General features: G+C 45.8%; 16 protein-coding genes and 1 other RNA gene. 7 read left to right on the forward strand and 10 right to left on the reverse strand.

Features of this window, described 5'->3' with window-relative positions; genetic code table 11:
- Positions 1–33: 33 nt before the first annotated feature.
- Both PAE54_RS08780 and PAE54_RS08785 read right to left on the reverse strand, forming a co-directional pair.
- Positions 34–1,878, reverse strand: coding sequence for an extracellular solute-binding protein (locus tag PAE54_RS08780; RefSeq protein WP_326519164.1), 1,845 nt, complete (start codon positions 1,876–1,878; stop codon positions 34–36).
- 16 nt (positions 1,879–1,894) lie between these two features.
- Positions 1,895–5,119, reverse strand: a complete 3,225-nt coding sequence (locus PAE54_RS08785; RefSeq protein WP_326519149.1) for a lytic transglycosylase — start codon at positions 5,117–5,119, stop codon at positions 1,895–1,897.
- A 220-nt stretch (positions 5,120–5,339) separates the two neighbouring features.
- Here PAE54_RS08785 and dnaQ point away from each other — a divergent pair, with 220 nt between their 5' ends.
- The 3 genes from dnaQ to nudC all read left to right on the forward strand — a co-directional run bounded on the left by dnaQ (position 5,340) and on the right by nudC (position 9,219).
- Positions 5,340–6,698 carry a DNA polymerase III subunit epsilon gene (dnaQ, locus tag PAE54_RS08790; protein WP_326519150.1) on the forward strand — a complete coding sequence of 453 codons (1,359 nt, stop codon included), beginning with the start codon at positions 5,340–5,342 and terminating at the stop codon, positions 6,696–6,698.
- 127 nt (positions 6,699–6,825) lie between these two features.
- A complete protein-coding gene (locus PAE54_RS08795) occupies positions 6,826–8,472 on the forward strand; it encodes a chemotaxis protein (RefSeq protein WP_326519151.1) in 1,647 nt (548 codons plus the stop codon).
- Positions 8,473–9,219, forward strand: coding sequence for an NAD(+) diphosphatase (gene nudC / locus PAE54_RS08800; RefSeq protein WP_326519152.1), 747 nt, complete (start codon positions 8,473–8,475; stop codon positions 9,217–9,219). It abuts the gene before it with no gap.
- A gap of 12 nt (positions 9,220–9,231) precedes the next feature.
- On the opposite strand, the gene PAE54_RS08805 is transcribed toward nudC, so the two are convergent.
- The 3 genes from PAE54_RS08805 to PAE54_RS08815 form a co-directional block, all read right to left on the reverse strand.
- The gene (locus PAE54_RS08805) at positions 9,232–10,110 is read right to left on the reverse strand and encodes an alpha/beta hydrolase (RefSeq protein ID WP_326519153.1); all 879 of its coding nucleotides are present in this window, start codon (positions 10,108–10,110) and stop codon (positions 9,232–9,234) included.
- On the reverse strand, positions 10,100–10,795 hold the full coding sequence (locus PAE54_RS08810) for a BON domain-containing protein (protein WP_326519154.1): 696 nt from the start codon (positions 10,793–10,795) through the stop codon (positions 10,100–10,102). The genes PAE54_RS08805 and PAE54_RS08810 overlap by 11 nt, the downstream gene beginning before the upstream one ends.
- Before the next feature lie 84 nt (positions 10,796–10,879).
- Positions 10,880–11,284, reverse strand: a complete 405-nt coding sequence (locus PAE54_RS08815) for a YraN family protein (protein WP_326519165.1) — start codon at positions 11,282–11,284, stop codon at positions 10,880–10,882.
- A 179-nt stretch (positions 11,285–11,463) separates the two neighbouring features.
- Here PAE54_RS08815 and rsmI point away from each other — a divergent pair, with 179 nt between their 5' ends.
- Positions 11,464–12,303 carry a 16S rRNA (cytidine(1402)-2'-O)-methyltransferase gene (rsmI, locus tag PAE54_RS08820; RefSeq protein ID WP_326519155.1) on the forward strand — a complete coding sequence of 280 codons (840 nt, stop codon included), beginning with the start codon at positions 11,464–11,466 and terminating at the stop codon, positions 12,301–12,303.
- A 58-nt stretch (positions 12,304–12,361) separates the two neighbouring features.
- On the opposite strand, the gene PAE54_RS08825 is transcribed toward rsmI, so the two are convergent.
- From PAE54_RS08825 to PAE54_RS08845, 5 genes are all read right to left on the reverse strand, one after another.
- Complete coding sequence (locus PAE54_RS08825) at positions 12,362–12,604, reverse strand: hypothetical protein (RefSeq protein WP_273778765.1); 243 nt, start codon at positions 12,602–12,604, stop codon at positions 12,362–12,364.
- 174 nt (positions 12,605–12,778) lie between these two features.
- Positions 12,779–14,011 (reverse strand): FAD-dependent monooxygenase, encoded by a 1,233-nt coding sequence (locus PAE54_RS08830; RefSeq protein WP_326519156.1) that lies wholly within the window; start codon positions 14,009–14,011, stop codon positions 12,779–12,781.
- Positions 14,008–15,213, reverse strand: coding sequence for a 2-octaprenyl-6-methoxyphenyl hydroxylase (ubiH, locus tag PAE54_RS08835; protein WP_326519166.1), 1,206 nt, complete (start codon positions 15,211–15,213; stop codon positions 14,008–14,010). The genes PAE54_RS08830 and ubiH overlap by 4 nt, the downstream gene beginning before the upstream one ends.
- Before the next feature lie 28 nt (positions 15,214–15,241).
- Positions 15,242–16,567: a Xaa-Pro aminopeptidase gene (gene pepP, locus PAE54_RS08840; RefSeq protein WP_326519157.1), complete on the reverse strand. Its 1,326-nt coding sequence runs from the start codon at positions 16,565–16,567 to the stop codon at positions 15,242–15,244.
- Positions 16,568–16,626: 59 nt separating this feature from the next.
- A complete protein-coding gene (locus PAE54_RS08845; protein ID WP_273778762.1) occupies positions 16,627–17,259 on the reverse strand; it encodes a UPF0149 family protein in 633 nt (210 codons plus the stop codon).
- Positions 17,260–17,323: 64 nt separating this feature from the next.
- On the opposite strand from PAE54_RS08845, the gene PAE54_RS08850 reads away from it, so the two are divergent.
- The 3 genes from PAE54_RS08850 (at position 17,324) to ssrS (ending at position 18,449) form a co-directional block, all read left to right on the forward strand.
- Positions 17,324–17,881 carry a hypothetical protein gene (locus tag PAE54_RS08850; RefSeq protein ID WP_326519158.1) on the forward strand — a complete coding sequence of 186 codons (558 nt, stop codon included), beginning with the start codon at positions 17,324–17,326 and terminating at the stop codon, positions 17,879–17,881.
- The gene (locus tag PAE54_RS08855; protein WP_326519159.1) at positions 17,878–18,162 is read left to right on the forward strand and encodes a cell division protein ZapA; all 285 of its coding nucleotides are present in this window, start codon (positions 17,878–17,880) and stop codon (positions 18,160–18,162) included. The genes PAE54_RS08850 and PAE54_RS08855 overlap by 4 nt, the downstream gene beginning before the upstream one ends.
- Before the next feature lie 102 nt (positions 18,163–18,264).
- Positions 18,265–18,449: non-coding RNA, 6S RNA (ssrS, locus tag PAE54_RS08860), on the forward strand.
- Positions 18,450–18,820: the final 371 nt, after the last annotated feature.

Below are 18,820 nucleotides of genomic sequence, written 5' to 3' on the forward strand. Positions count from 1 at the left end.
CGAAACGAGGTTCCTTATGACTTTAAGCTGTAGTTATTGTTGACGTAGGTATTGGTTTACTTTTTGTGCCTGCGCAGCATCAACCCACCAATAATCAATCCCGGTAGACAGTTTCGGCTTGATTTGTGGTTGACGATACATGTTCCAATAAGCCAGCCAGTTCTCACCTTTACCGTAGGTTGGAATCTGATAATAACCTGCACGCAATAAACGGTCCAATACACGGGTACGAATCACCAGTTGTTGCCGGTTCGGCGCACGAATCACACTTTGTACAACTTGATCAATTGCCGGACTCTTGATCCCGGCATAATTGAAATTGCCAACCTGATCTGCAGCAGCACTACCCCAGAGCTGAGCCTGTTCATTCCCCGGCGTCAGTGACTGTGGCATGACCCCGGTAGTCATATCAAAATCAAAGCGGCGCATCCGTTCAATATATTGCGGCAAATCAACCTGACGGATATTCACCATAATCCCGAGTTTTTTCAGATTACGGACAAATGGCATCAAGGTGCGCTGTAAACCATCCTGATGAATCAGGAATTCGATCTGAATCGGTTTGCCCTGACGATCATAAAGTTGCCCTCCCCGAATTGGATAACCCGCGTCTAAAAGCATTTGACGGGCAACCAACAGGTTATTGCGGTTAAATCCGCTAGCATCGGAAACTGGATATTTCCAGTTCAACATGACCCCTTGACGCTGTAAGGGCGGCAAACCCGGCAATAACGGTTTGAGTATCTGCATTTCTGCAGCACTTGGTGTACCACGTGCCTCTAACTCACTGTTACTAAAATAACTCTGCAGGCGTCGATACTGACCATAAAACAGCGCCTTGTTTTGCCATTCAAAATCATAGGCATATGTTAAAGCTTGGCGTAGACGGATATCCTGAAAAGGACTACGGCGAGTATTGAAAATAAAACTTTGTGTAGCAATCGGGTTGTGATGCTGGAAACGGTATTTTTTTACCATTCCAGCCGTCACTGCAGGAAACCGATATTCGGTGACCCATTTACGTGCGGTCATTTCCTCATGCAGAGTATATTGCCCGGATTTAAAACCTTCAAAGGCAATGTCCAGATTGCGGTAATAGACATATTTGATTTTGTCAAAATTATAACGGCCACGATTGATGATCAGGTCTTTACCCCAATAATTGGGATTGCGTTTATAGGTAATACTACGTCCGGCATCAATCCGGTCAATCACATAGGGCCCTGACCCCAAAATCGGCTGCATACTGATACGGCTGAAGTCCTTGCCTTGCCAGTCCTGCTTGGAATAAATCGGCAAAGTCGCCAGAATCAGTGGCATTTCCGAGTTATTGTCAGATTTAAAATGAAATTTGACTTGGTACTTGGACAAGACTTCGGTTTTTGCCAGATCCGAAATATACATCTGCAAGCCCGGGTTGGCCTTGCTCTGGTAGGTATCAAAGGTGAATTTGACATCTTGTGCAGTCAACGGCTGACCATTGCTAAAATGAGCTTTAGGATTGAGATGAAAAATCACGAATTTGGTTTTTTCTGGATCAAAGGTGACTTTCTCTGCCAGCAGCGGATACAGCACACCTGGCTCATCCAATGAACTGTCCATTAGGGAGTCGAATAGATAATTGACCCCTTCGGTGGAACTCCCCTTGCCATTCATGCTGTTTAAATTATCAAAGGTCCCCATGCTAGCGGTACTGAGCAAACCGCCTTTAGGAGCCTTGGGGTTCGCATAAGGCAGGGCGGCCAAGCCACTATAGCGTGGCTGGGTATGTAAGGCGATATACGGTGTGGTCTGCAAGGCAGCAGACACACCTTGCGCCAGCATACTGAGTCCGAATACAAGTGCGAGTGATGGAACCCGAGTATAAAACTGACGCATCGTGCTCATGTCCTTCCTATAAATTTGGCACCTTGATCACATCACCAATACGCAATGTAGTGCTTGGTTTCAAGTTATTCATTTCAGCCAGTTCCTGACTTTGCAGACCATACTTGCCGGCCAGGCCAATCAAGGTATCACCACGTTTCACTTTATATTCCGTGAAGCGTTTGGGTACCAAAATGGTCTGTCCACGTTGCAAGCTACTGCGTGGGTTCAAGTCATTCAAGTCAGCCAATTCTTTGATTGAAATGCCGACACGTGCAGCAATTGAGGTTAAAGAATCTCCAGCTTTGACGGTATATTTTTCAGTATTTGCATTACTGGTTTTAACCACTGCTTTTGACTTTATTTCAGTTTTGGCCACAACTTCAGCTTTGTCAATTTCACCCTCTAACTTCAAACGCTGCCCAACACGAACACTACTGCCACGTGACAATCCATTCAATTCAGCTAAATAGTTCAACTGTAAATGGTATTTCTTTGCAATGCTGGTTAAGGTCTCACCGGACTTCACCACATGGAATTCAGGAGAGGCCTTAGAGCTGGTTTCTTCTTTGACAGCAGCAATTGGCTCACCGGTCAGCTTAATTTTCTGGCCAACACGCAAACCGGCTTGACGACTTAATCCATTCAGATCAGCAAGGTCATCCAATTGCAGATTGTATTTATTCGCCACGCCGATCAGGGTATCGCCAGACTGCACAACATACGTCGCTGGAGTCGTACTACCCGCCGGAACCTGAATCGTTTGCCCCACACGCAAGCCACTCGTATTACTCAAATCATTCAGTTCAGCGAGTTCACTCAAACTGATTTTTGACTGGTTGGCAATACTATACAAGGTATCTCCACGTTGTACCTTATAGCTGTCAGTTTTATAAGCTGGTGGGGCTTTGGTAGTTTCAGCTTTCGTTGCCCGGACTTTCACCTCTGCAGGTTTTTCAATGCCGGTGACTGCTTTGGCCGGTACATTAATTTTCTGTCCAGCCAGTAACTTGCTACCTGCGGTCAGTCCTGGTGTTAAATCCGCCAATTCCTGATTCGAGAGATCATAACGTTCCGCGATCAACTGCAAATATTCGCCACGTTGTACGGTATAAGATTTTGTCTTGATTGGATTGGCAGTAGTGGATACCGGTTTTGCAGCTGATTTTGGTTTTTCATCCACTGGTGCCTGTAACACCAGTTTTTGCCCCACTCGCAATCCGCTGCTCACTGTCAAATCATTCCACTGTGCCAAGTCCTGCAAAGACAGTTCAAACTGATTCGCCACACTGGTTAAGCTATCATTGGCTTTCACCAGATAAATTTCAGGTTTACTTTCCGGTTTTGGACTTGGTTTATCAATCGCAGCTTGCGGTTTTGCATCATACAGATATAACGGCGTACCCGCATATAAGGTCGCATCTGGATCAATCTGATTCCACTTCGCGACATCACGCCAGTTCACCCCATTTTTAATGGCGATGAGTGCCAAGGTATCTCCTGACATGACAGTGTAAGTACTACGTTTGCCTTTTGGTGGTACCACAACCACTTCAGCATCTGTCTTGACGTAGTTTTTACCACGGTTGAGTTTGGCTTCAGCTGAATCTGCTGGTGTCACTTCAGCCAAGGCTTTTGGATAAGCAAAGGCTTTGCTCACTTCTTTGCCCTGCTGTTCTGCCACGGACTGACTGGTTTGGATCGCGGTAAGCTTGATCTTGCCATCATAAGGATCGACAATTTCTGTCCCTTGAGGTGCCAAAGCTGTTAACTCGGCCACTACTTGATCTTTTTCAGCCTGAGAAGCTTTGGGCTGTAGAACCTCTTCGACACTCTTACTCTGATTTTCTGCTTTTACCACAGCCTGTAACTGTTCGCGTTCTTGAGCGCTGATCGGTGGTTCAATCCTAACCGGCTGAATATTGGTTGCAGGTGTAACAGCCACTGGAATACGCGGTGCACTTGGAATGTCTGCAGAACCCGCGAAGGCAGCCAGCGCATCCGAACCACGTGGTGTCGAGATTTTTTTACTATGACTCACTGCAGGTGCCACTGGCGTTTTTACAGGCGTCACACTAGCTTGCATCGGTGGTGGAGTACTTTTAGAAGGACGAATGGTTTGTACCGTAGAGGTACTGCTTCCCGCAGTCGAATCAGATAAAACCGGCTGTGTACTGGCCAACAATCCTGTATTCGCCTTTAAACCGCGTAATTTACTGTCCACTGTAGGACTTAGATCGGCTGGAATCAAAATCCGCATTGGACTAGACGGATCAATATGCTCAGCACGGTAGCCTGGGTTTAATGAATACAGTTCAGCACGGCTCAAACCGGTAATGGCCGATACTTCATTCAAGGATACGGCACCCGGCACCTGAACTTCACGGAAGTGCGGACGATTCGCGATGGCAGGCAAACGCACATTATACGCCTGCGGATTTTTGATAATTTGAGCGACAGCCAGGAAACGCGGCACATAGTTCATGGTTTCCTGCGGCAGTTTTAATGACCAATAATCGGTCGGCAAACCGGCTGCTTTATTGCGGTTAATTGCCTGCTGAATACGGCCTGGGCCCGCGTTATATGCCGCTAATGCCAGCTCCCAAGAACCAAACTGATTATACAAGCCACCTAAAAACTCATAGGCAGCGCGGGTAGACTCCACGACATCACGACGGCCGTCATATAAATCGGTTTGCTTTAGACCATAGATGCGTCCGGTACTCGGAATAAACTGCCATAAACCCGCTGCTGCTGCACTACTGGTCGCTGCGGGATCATAAGAGCTTTCAATCACAGGTAACAGAGCGAGTTCAGTAGGCAAGCCACGACGCTCGGCTTCTTTCACCGTGTGATACAAATAGCGACTGGCACGCGCACTTAGACGATCCAGATAGGGCTGACGCGAAATAAACCAGTTACGCTGTGCTTCAATACGCGGATCCCAATGATCCAGATCCATTTTGAAACCCACCGTCATGCGCTTCCACACATCACCATGCTTCAGAATGAGCAGACGATCCCCCTCTACTGCCTGCATATCCGTTGCGGATAACAAATCTTCGAGTGAATCGAGACTGTCTGCATCTAAATAATTCGAGTTTAAGTTATTGGATTTATTTACTGTTGTTGCACTTTGAGTGGAAGAACAACCTGTCGTAATCCCCAACGCTGCCAAGGCCGAACTTAAGAGCGTAATTTTAAAAAAGACCGATGCAGAAGGCTGCCACATCGCAGTGGTGGATTTATACATAAAAAGTTCCAACAACTCGCGTGAAAATTTATTTTTTAGATATGCCATTTTATTGAAGCATGTCTGAGAGACAAGGCCATAATTTAGCGGGTTTCAGGCAGAAATGTTACAAGAAATTTAAAAAAAGCATTTTGGCAAGGTTGAAAAAAGCCATTTCCGTATACAATAACTTTTCATGTTTTCGCTTTTTCCCACTCACACGTTTTTGGATTTTTGATTTATGTCACAAACAATCACTCTCTATGTTGATGGGGCTTGCCGCGGCAATCCGGGCTTGGGCGGTTGGGGCGCATATATCATTACCGAACAAGGTGAGCACAAACTGTTTGGTGGTGAAGCACAAACCACCAATAACCGCATGGAACTAACTGCTGCGATTGAAGGCGTTTCGTTTTGCCCGATGGAGGCGAAACTGATTGTCTGGACTGACTCCAATTACGTCAAACAGGGCATTACAGAGTGGATTCACGGCTGGAAAAAGAAAAACTGGAAAGATGTCAAAAATCCGGATTTATGGCAAAAACTGGATGCCGTCTGTCAAAAACGCCAGATTGAATGGAACTGGATCAAGGGCCATGCCGGTCATCCCGGTAATGAAATGGCAGACAAACTGGCCAACCTCGGTGCAGATCAGGTCAGCCAGAACCATCTTAAAAGTAGTGAAAACCTGCTGAGCGAAACAGTCATCGATACGGATACACCTCAAGAACAGGACTGGCTCCTAGATGATCCTTTCGGCTTTGAATTATTAGACGATGATTCAGCTGAGGAAGAAACAACCTTAATGGAAGCGGCAGAAGAAACTGTAACCACTCAAGAATCAGAAATAGGAGTAGGTGCAGTACATCCACAAATTAAAATCACCCCAGCTCAACTCGAATTACATGGTCCACGCCAACTGATCCTCGATACAGAAACCACCGGTTTTTATTATCAAGATGGGGATCGCATCATTGAGGTCGGTGCGATTGAAATGGTCAACCGCAAACTTACGGGTAGCTCGATTCACATTTATATCAATCCGCAAAAACCGGTCGGTGATTCAGTGAACGTGCACGGTATTACTGATGAGTTCTTGCAGGACAAACCGACCTATGCCGAAATCGCCGATGTTTTGTTCGAATACCTAAAAGGCGCCGAAATTATTGCGCACAACGCCACCTTCGATATGAACTTTCTGGATATGGAGTTCAAACGTGCAGGACTACTGGCATTATCCGAAGTCTGTGAAGTGACGGACACCTTGGCGTTGGCCAAGAGCAAACACCCTGGACAGAAAAACTCCTTGGATGCCCTCGTCAGACGTTATGAAATCCCTGCACGTGATCGTACATTCCATGGTGCGTTACTCGATGCAGAGATTCTCTCAGACGTTTATCTGGCGATGACCGGCGGTCAGGTCTCTTTCGATATGGACGCTCTTTCACATCACGAAAGCCAGTCCGGCCAAAGTAACCGACCACTGATGCAAGTCGACTTGCCGGTTATTCTGCCAAGTGAGCAAGAGCTCGCCATACATGAGACTTGGGTCAAACAATATGAAGAAAAACATGGAGAGTCTTGCTTTTTTGCTAAATAAATTTTGAATGCTTTGTTATTTTTTGTATTTAAAGCCTGAAAAGTTAGGCTATATTTGAGCTTGAACAAATTAGCCCCTTTATTGGGGGCCTACACAACAGAAATAACACTAGGAAAGGTGCAGATACATGTCTTACCAAACCTCTATTCACTTCGACCCGACTGCATTATTGATAATAAAAAATGAGGTTGATAACTCGATTAAACTGGTGGAATCTGCAGTAAGTGCGTTGGCCGAAGACCAGACCCTTCCTTTTGGTATAGATGATGCACTCAATCAGTTTGAACAGTGTGCTCAAGTCCTTGCTCTAATCGACATGCCACAACTTGCCCGGATTGCGCAGTATTCAGCAGAATTGATGCGCAAGATCATGGCCAATCCAAGTGAAATTAATACACAGGACATGCTGGCGCTGAGTGAAGGCACCACCATGTTGAAGCGCTATATCGAATTCATTTGCTTACGTGAAGTAACCGTCCCACAGTTCTTGCATGACACCTTGAATCGATTAGAACTCGCCTTGGGCAAAGCACTTACCAATGAAGGCCAACATATTGAGCCACTCTTAGACTGCGTCAACCCGAATTTTCAGCTTCCACAAGCACCACAATTGGAAAAATCAGGCTATGTGCATCAGCTTTATAAACTCTGCCTGCACAAGCTGCTTCAACAACAGGCCGCTGAATTAGATCGTCAGGGAATTAAACTGGTCGGTACTTATCTGGCAGGTCTCGCTCAGCAACAGCCAAGCGAGCAATACTGGAATCTGGTTTATGTCGCTTTCAACCATATTGATGAACTGTTCCTGAACGATGCCCGTCTACGCACGTTCATTCAGATCGAATACAATATGGCCCAGTTCTTTGCAGCACCTAATGAATTCAAGGCTAGCTTGGCAGATAGTGCAGATGTACTGAGTTTATGTATCAGCCAAGAAGATGAGATTTCGCATCACATTCGTGAACAGCTAAATATTGCTGAAGATTCCCTCACCGACACCCAATTACGTGTGTTTAGCACACAGTTATATGGCCCGGATTATGACACCATTCGCAATATCAGTACGCTGGTAACGACCGAAATGGCACAAATCCGTAACGAGATTGAATACAATTACCAAAACATGAGTCCTGAAAAAACCCAGGAACTGCAAGGTAAACTGAAAGAACTGGCGAATATCTTTAAAGTATTAGATCTGCATGATGCCTATCATGAGCTCTGTAATCAGGCCGCAGCGTTGACTCAGCCAGAGGTTCTGCATGAGGAAAATTTTGCCCACAACCTGATGAATGCGATTTTGTCTGCTATGAATGCCATCGGAATTCTGGAACGTCGCCATACTTCTAGTCGCCTGCAGCTTCCAGTCAACAACATGAAAATTTCATTGGATCGTCTGGACGAAGCCCATGTGGTTTTATTAACTGAAACGCAAAGTCTGATCGAGCTCTGTAGCCAGTCATTGGTACAATATTTACAGGATCAGGATGTGAACAGTTTAACGGCTGTTCCTGCCCAGCTGAAAGAGGTTGGCGGTGCCATTTTATTCTTAGGTGCTCAGGAAGGGCAAAATGCCCTCTTACAATCTGCGATATTTATTCAGCAACAGATTGAGCAACAAAAGAGTGTTGAGAAAGCTCAGATCAACCTGGTGTTGGACACACTGGCTAGTGCTGAAATGCTCATCGAGAATTTAAAAAATAAACAACCTGTTTTACATTCAATGTTTGATGTAGCATTATCGAGTAGTCAACAACTCGCTTCTGCAACGATCTAAATGTCTGAATTATCACTTGCTTATATTTTTCATGAACAGAAACTGCTCGTTGACGAGCAGTTTCAACTCCCTCAAGTTGAACGTCTAGAAGACGATCTACTCTTCACTGAAGGCGATCACGTTATTGCACGGGATCTACTCGATAGCGAAACCATTCCTGAAGGTTTTCAACTCGTTCCCATTCGACAACTCGTGACCATTTGGGATCGCACCCAATTTGAACAGGCTAGCCGAGCGGTTCAATTACTAGAATGGCGCCGCAATCACAAGTTTTGCAGCCATTGTGGCTATGCTACCGAAATTCACCCAACACAATACGCCATGGTCTGCCCGGCCTGTAAATACAGCCAATATCCGCGAATTCAGCCTTGTGTCATTACTATTATTACCAAAGGTAATGAAATCCTGTTGGCACAGTCAATTCGCAATAAGGGCAAAATGTATGGCCTGATTGCCGGCTTCGTGGAAGTGGGTGAAACGCTTGAACAGGCGGTTGAGCGTGAAACATTAGAAGAGGTCGGTGTTAAGGTGAAAAATATTCGCTATATTTCTAGCCAGCCTTGGCCCTTCCCAAGCAATCTGATGATCGCTTTCCATGCTGAATATGATTCCGGTGAGATCAAAATTCAGGAAGACGAAATTTATGATGCCGCTTTCTTTAAATTTGATCAGCTACCTGAAATTCCTTTTAAAGGTAGCGTGGCACATGCCATGATCATGCATATCATCCATGGACATGCGATGTAAGCCCAAGTGGTTTCATCGCTGAGCAAAAGTCTGCTCTAACATCTGCAAGATGGTCTCCTTCGTCTTGAAATAACGACTAAACCAGCTCGATAAACTGCCCACAATGGTAATATGTCCGGTATTCGGAATCACGGCCACCTGGCTGTGATTCCCCTTTTCTTGCAATACCTCATGCAAATCCCAACTGTTACTTTCCTGCACAATCTGGTCATTTTCCGCCATCAACAAGTAGTGATGTACCGGATTTTGATCCACGAAGTAATAGGGCATGACCTGCTGGTAAGGAATATGCTCATCAAATGCATGCTGTGACAGTGGATCACCCTTGTAATCAAAATGATATGGCCCTGCAATCCCTACAACCGCTTTAATCTGTTCACGGCAATGCAAACTACAAGGCTCAGGGTGATACAAAGCGGACATCACATTAAAGGCACCCGCGGAGTGCCCCATCAGGACCAGATTTTCGGTTGAGATCTGATATTTGTGCTGATGTTGATGCAAATGATTTAATGCCAATGTCAGGTCATCAATATAAGCCGGGAAAATGTGTTCTGGTGCCAGATGATAATTCACCACCGCCACATCATAGCCTTCACGACAAAAAGCCTCGGCAATAAACTTATAGTCTTTCTTGTCACCATGTTGCCAGGAACCCCCGTGTACAAACACCAATAAAGGGCGATACGGTCGTGGCATGCAGGAGCGATACAAATCTAGGCGCTGACGCCCTTTCAAACCATAGGCAATATTCGGCAGCAGCTCAAAATACTCGGTTGCAATAAAACGGTTCAGTGCGTAACTGCCGATATCATACAACCGAAAATTCTGAGAGACCTGCTGTACTTTATCATTCAGACGCTGGACGATTTGTTGTGGTTTACTGGGCATTTGTTGGCTCGGCGGCATCAGGATCAATTGCAACAGGTGTCTGTACGTCCGGCTGTACAAAATTGCTCTGGCCCGGATTCACCATTGCCATGGGTTGTATGGCAGATTGCATCTGTTCCGTATTATCAATCAAGGTGATAATTTTATTTACATTGCCAACTTGCTGCAGAACCTGATTCAGGTCATTAATTTCAGCATTGTTTAAACGGCCCATGACATACAATACGCCATTTTCTGTATGCACCAGCACTTTATTGCTATTCACAATTGGCGCTTTCACAATCAGACCACGGGTATTCGCTGTTACCGCAGCATCCTGCATGATGCTGGCATAACCAATTTTATCGCCAACGGTAATGTAGTTGTGCACGGCTTTGACATCACTCATCGCGCGGACGTTGTCTTCAGCTAACTGTTTTAAATGCTGGTCTGGCACCTGCCCAGTCAACAACACATTGCTATGAAAACTTTCAATATTCACCCGTGACTGTTTGAAGCGTGGATCCAGTTTATAAAGATTAATATTGGCCGTCCGCTCAATCGAAGAATCGATAAATACCTGTCCCAAAGAGCGAGTGCCGAGGTCATTTCCGACCGGTGCTGGCCCTGTACCACTTGCAATAAAACTTGCACAACCTGATAAACTTGCTACACAGAGCAGAGCCATTACAATACGTTTAGACACTCCGTCAGACTCCCTATTCATCTTCAATGTTGGTCTATTCATTCAGCGTTTATATTTAGATCTATTTCAAAGAGTAATGAACTCTTAATCCAATGTAAATGCGTTTTCAATCCATTGCAGATCATAAATGAGGTGAGGAAAATCTTGCTGTACTGTTTTTGCAATTGTTGAAGAAATCTCTAGGCAAATCACATCAAAACGGCAGTAAAAATCCTGATATTCAATCGCATGAGCCAAAAAATGCTGGGCAGTCTGAATAATTTTCCGTTGTTTGCTGGAACTAATGCTCTCCTCAGCTCGCAGCAAACCGCCTCGCTGACGTGCTTTCACTTCAACGAAGACCAGTTGCTGTGCTTGTACCATGATCAAATCAATTTCCCCATAACGGGAATGATAATTTTGCCGTAGTAGCTGATAACCTTGCTGCTGCAGAAAATGGCTGGCTTGCTGTTCAGCCCATTGACCCAAAGTGCGTGATGCAAGTGCCATCAGAACCTCGTTATTTTTCTTATCTTGTGCGAACACCTGATGTGATAACAGTTTTTTGTTGATTTGCAAAGCGCTTAGACCTCAACAGGCATTTCAGGTACAATCAGCAGCATCCTTTCTTTCGCTTTCTCATCTTTAAGAGAAACACCGATTTTGCTGATCTGATCCTGGAGTTCCACATGAGTGCCCCGCTATACGTTGTTGCTACCCCGATTGGGCACCTGGATGATATGAGCTTTCGTGCCGTAGAAGTGTTAAAGTCGGTTTCGCTGATCGCTGCAGAGGATACCCGCCAGTCTGCACAATTGCTCAAGCACTTTAATATCAGCACCCCGTTGACCGCCTGCCATGATCATAATGAAAGCAACAAAATTCATAGTCTGATTGAAAAACTGTTGGCTGGTGAAAGTCTAGCTTTGGTGAGCGATGCAGGGACCCCGTTAATTAGTGATCCTGGCTTTAAACTGGTACGTGCGGCACAGGAGCATCAGATCCGTGTCATTCCTGTTCCGGGCGCTTGTGCTGCAATTGCCGCTTTATGTGCAGTGGGTTTACCCAGTGACCGTTTCAGTTTTGAAGGTTTTCTTGCATCCAAACAATCGCAACGTTTACAGCAATTAGAAAAGCTCAAAGATGAGACACAAACCCTGATCTTTTATGAAGCACCGCATCGCATTCTGGAATGCATTCAAGACATGGCCAAGGTATTTGGTGCAGAACGTCCCGTTGGCTTTGCCCGTGAAATCACCAAAACCTTTGAAACCATCAAAAAAATGACCTTAGGTGAACTGGTCACCTTTATTGCACAGGATCATCACCAGCAGAAAGGTGAAATTGTCGTGGTGGTAGGTGGAGCCACACAAGAAAAGAACATGGAACAGGAAAAACTGGATCAGTTATTGACACGGTTATTACAAGATCTATCGGTCAAAGCAGCTTCTCAGCTTGCTGCGGATCTTACCGGGATCAAAAAGAAAATTGCCTATCAACGTGCACTAGAACTGACCGAACAAAAATAAGCAACCTTATATAAAAAAGCATCACGTTTGTGATGCTTTTTTGTGCTTGTCGTATTAACTACGCCTGACCTTCATCCGGTGGAACTTCGGTAATTTTCCCACCGCGCGCCAAGAAAGCCGCTATTTCATCTTCTAGGGCCTGGCGCTGTTTTTGTTTTGCGGTAACAGTGAGCGTTTCAGCTTCAGCAAGGTCTGCATCAGAGGTGCCATCTTCGCTATCTGCACCTTTTTCGGCAGCCTTCGCCTCGTCTTCGTCGACTGTTACATCTTCTGCATCGTCAAAATCATTAATATCCGTCATTTCTCTCTCCCCACAAATGACATCCTGTTACCCCATCCTGCATGGGAATGAATTACGAAGAAATTTAGCAATCTCTCTGAGTTTCGCAAAGAGCTAAATACGAAAAAATCGTATTTTTTTTAGCCATCTTAGTAATCTTATATTGATGTTTGTTTAAAAAACAACACACTTGCCTCAAGCGGCGTAACGGGTTCCCTGTAGTGCCTGTAATCCAGCGGCCTGCTGCATAAACATCTGCTTAAGCAATTCAGACTGATTGACTTGCTTCAAACCAAAATTACGCGCCCAGATCAATGGAGAAAATTCAGAGCTTTTCAGCCAGCCAATCGCGGACATGCTATGCATCATGGCCTCATTTTGTCCTTTACGGCGGTGAGCGTAGCGCTGTAAGGTTTGCTCGTGTGCCCAGATCCCACGCTGTAAATCATGCAACAAGACATCACACAACACTGCCGCATCCAGACAACCAATATTCACGCCTTGTCCTGCCAAAGGATGGATGACATGCGCTGCATCACCGACCAGAGCCAGCCCCGGTTTCACATATAACTGTGCAGAACGTGCTTTTAAAGGAAACTGTGCACGCGAACGAACCTCAAGCACTTCACCCAACATATAATGACTTTCCCGTGTAAGCAGTTGTTTGAACTGCTCATCGTCCAAGGCGGAATACTCATCAGCAAAATCATCTGGCAACGTCCAGACAATCGACTGCCAGAAGCCCTGCTCGGCAGCATGCAGGCTGGCCATCGGCAAATAAGCCAATGGACCGGTCGGCAAGAAGATTTGTCGTGCCACGTGTAAATGCGGTTGGGCTGTTTTAATCGCGCAACTGATCGCTGCCTGACGATAATCCAAGAGATCCAAACCGATCATCGCCTGCTCGCGTACAAAAGAGTTGGCTCCATCGGCACCAATCACTAGCTTAGCCTTGAGTTGGGTACCATCTGCCAGCTGAATGCGCCATCCTTGCACATCCTGTTCCAGTCGTGTCACTTTGACCTGCGTACGGTAATCCTGCACCTGCTGCACCATCTGCTGCTGGATCGCCAGGTTCAAAATGCTCGGTTCAACCATGGAACCTAACCATTGTTCAGCAGCGGGGAATCGGTCAGATGCCTGGCCAAACATGATTTCACCATAGCCATTCTTGTTCCAGACTTGCATGCCTGTATAGGGCATATGGCGTGCCAGTTTGTCCCACACCCCGACTGTGCGGAGCAAGTGCATGGTGGCCTGACTCAGTGCCAATACCCGTGGATTGGCAACAGCCAAAACTTGAGCCTCATCCTGAATCGGTGCAGCATCAAGTACAGTCGCCTGTACACCGGCCTGTGCCAGTAATAAGGCGGTCAGCCCCCCGACCAGACCACCGCCAATAATCACCACATCTTTGGTTTCATTCATGCTTTTAACCCCATAGCATAATTCGCCACCAGTGGTTTCACCCCCGGAATGACATCAAAAGCAATCAATCCGGTATTGCGTAGTAATTTCAGCAATGGATTGTTGTTACTAAAGCCACGCACCACGGAATCACAGAACTTGATCACGCGTCGCTGATCGGGAAGACGAGCCTGTTCATAGGCTTTTAATACTTCTGGATCACCCAAATCAGCATTATTTGCCTGCTGCTGGTTCAAATAGCGTAATAACACATCGGCATCACGCATACACAGGTTAAAGCCCTGACCAGCCACCGGATGAATGGTATGCGCAGCATTACCCATCAACACTACACGTCCCACAGCCTGGCGATGGGCCAGCACTTGTGACAATGGATAGCTAAAACGTTGTGCTGTTTTCAGAAATTTTCCAGCCCGATCACCATAGGTTTTTTGCAAGGCATCAAGAAAATGCTGGTCATTTTCTTCGCCAAGCCATTCCTGTTCAGTGCCTTTTTTCACTGGCCAAACCACGGAACGACGGTATTCTCCAGGCAGTGGCAATAAAGCCAATGGCCCAAGCGGGCTAAAACGTTCAAAACCGATGTGCTGATGCGGTTTCGAGGTTTGCACTGTGGTTACAATTGCAGCTTGTTCATAATCATGCACATCCACACCCACACCGAGTGCTTGACGGCAGAATGAATCCCGTCCATCTGCCGCAATCAGCAATTGGGTACTCAGGCTTAAAGTTTCATCACCACGGGTCGCTTCTAGATAGACTTGCTGATCATCCTGACGCAACGCTGTGACGGTAACTCCATCAATCAGTTCAATCAGAGGCTGCTGACGTACCTGGCTCAGCAACACACGGCCAAGCCAGGCATTTTCAATGACCTGACCAAAACTTTCGACTTTTTCCTGATCCGCCAACAAACGCGCCTTACCAAAACTGCCCTGTTCAGTAATATGAACCTGCAAAATGGGTGTGGCATGCTGCTGCAAGGCTGACCATAGCCCCAACTTTTGATAGATCTGTACGGTACGACGTGACAAAGCGGTATTCCGTGCATCAAAACTGGAGTGATAAGCCACCTCAGCCTGCTGCTCTTGTGGATAGCGAATGGCCTCCAGCAGCTTCACAGCAATATTCTGTTTGGCTAACATCAGCGCCAAGCTGAGTCCCACCATACCCCCACCCACAATCATGACTTGCTGCTGCACCATTTCTACTCCTTATCGCTGCTACCCATTATGCTTGGGCTTGAGCCATTAACTGTTCAATGTCTGCGACTGTTTTTACAACACCTGCTGTTAAAATACGAGGTCCATCCGCTGTAGCAACGACATCATCTTCGATTCGGATGCCAATGCCACGCCATTTCTCTTCCACAGTTTCATCATCTGGAGCGATATACAGGCCAGGTTCTACCGTGACCACCATGCCCTCTTGATAAGGACGCCATTCACCTTCTTCCTTATATGACCCGACATCATGGACATCCATCCCGAGCCAGTGTCCCGTCCCATGCATATAGAACTGACGGTAGGTTTCAGTTTCAATCAGTTCATTCAGCTCACCCTGCAATAAGCCTAAATCCAGCAGACCTTCCGTGAGAATTTTTACGGCAACCTCATGTGGCTCACGGTAAGAATGACCAATCCGTACAGCATCAATCGCGGCTAACTGTGCCTGTAGGACAATCTCATAAAGTGCTTTTTGTTCTGGACTGAATTTGCCATTGACCGGGAACGTTCGCGTAATATCCGACGCATAACATTCATATTCACAAGCAGCATCGATCAAGACCAGATCACCGCTTTTCAGCATTTGATTGTTTTCCACATAATGCAGAATGCAGGCATTCGCCCCGCCACCGACAATACTGTTATAAGAAGGTACACAGCCGTTTTGACCGAAAATATAATTCAGTTCCGCTTCTAGTGCATATTCCATCATGCCTGGACGTACCCGTTGCATCGCACGGGTATGTGCTTGTGCACTAATATTTGATGCGATCTGCATCAATTCAATTTCCTCAGCAGACTTGATCAGACGCATCTCATCCAGAAGCCGATCCAGCTGTATGACCTGAGCCGGCGAACCATGCCCCCGGCGCTGCTGGCTATCAGCCTGCTTAATCCACTGGCTCACACGTGCATCAAAATCGGCCTGATGTCCAATACGATAATACAAGTGCTGTTTGTCGAGCAGTTTTTCCAGTATTTCTTCATCCAGCAGATCGATCGCATAAGCTTCATCCGCCTCATAATCCTGGATTGCACCATCAATCCCCGCACGATAGCCATTCCAGATTTCCATTTCACGGTTGCGTTCACGACAGAACAGGCTATAGCAATAATCCTCACCCGACTCAAACGTTTCAATGACCGCCACCGCTTCCGGCTCAGCAAATCCCGTCAGGTAATAAAAGCTACTATCAGCACGAAATTTATAATCAGCATCACGATTCCGGTACGCAACCGGACTGGTCGCAATGATGGCGATACTTTGTGGCCCAATCTTGGCTGCAAGGCGGTCTCGGCGGAGGCGAAAATCGGTCTGTGTCAATTTCATGATGGCTCTTATTTTTAATCGGCAAGGTGATAAAGAAAAATTTGACGCAACGCGTCCGATTAACTCGGACGGTGCGGGGTAAACATTTCGACAACGCTATTGCTTTCAGAGGCTGTTTGGCCCTTTTTTGCTTTCGCATGGAAGTTTTGCAACAAGGAACTTTCAGCAACACTGATTTTCTTGCGTCCAATCGATAGACTCACAGGAATCAAGCGTACGAATTCATACAGTTCCTGATAGCTAATTTCACCTTCCTCATCATCGTCTGAATCTTCAAACTCGACGGCCGCCACGTCTTGCAAATGTTCAATCAGTTCCATTTCATCAGCACGGATATGTCCCGATGCCAAACCAAAACCTAACACAACACCCGCACACCAATCTGCAAGGGCTTGTACACGATCTGCCAAAACGTGATCGTCATCAGGTAAGAGTGGTAAATAGTCCAGTTCATCCTCTGTCAAGGCATGCGCTACATCATCAGCTTCATCCGTCAAAATCACCAGGGCATCATCTTGTAATTCCGGCACATTGAGGGTGGATAAAATCTGGATCCACTCTTCACGACTTGGTGCCTGTGTAACACAAACTATACCGGTCAACAGCCCGTGTAACTCACTCGGGCTTGAAATTTCTTCAATGCCTACAAAATTGCGGTGCCATTCTGACCAACCTGAAATATCGTCTTGCATTCGCTTATCCAATCTCTATACTGCGTATATATTACCTTTGTTTGCAACACTGTGCGACCACGTTATGTTAGAAGAATTACAGCGTCTACAAGCGCATATTGGCGTTTTAAAAACGCGTTTAGCGGATTACCAAAGTGAAAATCAGGCTTTGATTCACGACAAAGCGCAGGCAGATGAACAGCATCATGCGCAAGTGGTGCATAAGAATGGTCTGATCACCCAGAAACAAGAAGAAATTGATAATCTGACCGAGCAACTGTCAGCTTTACAAAGCCAGTATCAACAGCTCAACCAAGATGCTACCGCTTTGGCTGAACGTTATGGCCGTCTTGAAAAAAGCAGTACCGACTTAAAAAACCGTTTTCAGGAAATTTTGGCTGAACGTAATGAACTGCGCGTTGTAAAAGAAAAGTTGCAAAATGAACAACGACGTAGCCAACAGGAAATTCAGGAGCTGCAACAGGATCGGGAACGTTTGCGACTTAAAAATGAACATGCACGTGCGAAAGTAGAAGCGATTATCCAACGTTTGGCGATTCTTGGCACCACACAGGATCAGAACGCGCAAGAAATTCAGCAACTTGCTCACCCGACAGAAGTTAATGAAGAGGTTGAATCATGAGTGAACAAGTCACCGTTGAACTACGCCTGATTGAACAGATTTTCCGTGTTGCAACAACTGCCGATGAACAGGCAGATCTAGAGCGTGCTGCTGCCCTGTTAAATGAAAAATTTCATGAATTCCGCCGTAAAGCTCCACGTGTTGAGCATAACAAACTGGTCATTATGGTCGCACTTGAATTGATGCAGGAAGTTTTGAGTCTCAATAAATCGCTACAGGAATATGCACACTGTGAACGCCTTCTCGACGCGATTTTAAAAGATGTAGAGAGCTTGGTTTGAATGAATTGAATCATTCTGTTTAAAGCAGCAACAGTTGTCACCTAAGTTTACATATCCAGCCGCGAGAGCATTGCCATCGTAGCAAGATGGGTTATACTAAAGTTGTCTCTGAGATGTTCGCCAGCGGGTCTGATTCCCCTGAGCCGATATCATCACTTTAGGATGGCGTTCTGCATATTTAGAGCGTATGCCTACCCCGAGTAGGAAACCCAGCAAGTATGCGTCGCCTCCACCTTGAACTTTAGGGTTCAAGGGTAACGACATGCAGCGGCATCTTCGGAGCATTTTTTAGCTTTTAATTTCAACAATATAATAAAAACTTCCATATTCCACTCCAATCTAATTTTCAAGCTTTTTGTATACTCCATGTATAACTTCAGTTGCTTAATGCAGTAACTCAGAACTCAAGGACAAATTCTGCCCCACTGGATCTTAGAGCATGATCAGTTTTTCCAGACCATTAATACTGCTCTGTCTTATCCGCACAGAGTTTTATAGCTTAAGAAAAAATTCTACTGTTTTTAGATCCTATTATTTTTAGCGAGGGATTACCCTGAAGCGGTAAATAATCCTATACAAAGCGCACTTATATTGTAATATGAGAAACGAAACACAATGATTTGAATGACTTATGCTTGTTTAGCAATAAAGTCTAATT

Origin of the sequence: Acinetobacter minutum, assembly GCF_035916735.1 — a bacterium.
Taxonomy (GTDB): domain Bacteria; phylum Pseudomonadota; class Gammaproteobacteria; order Pseudomonadales; family Moraxellaceae; genus Acinetobacter.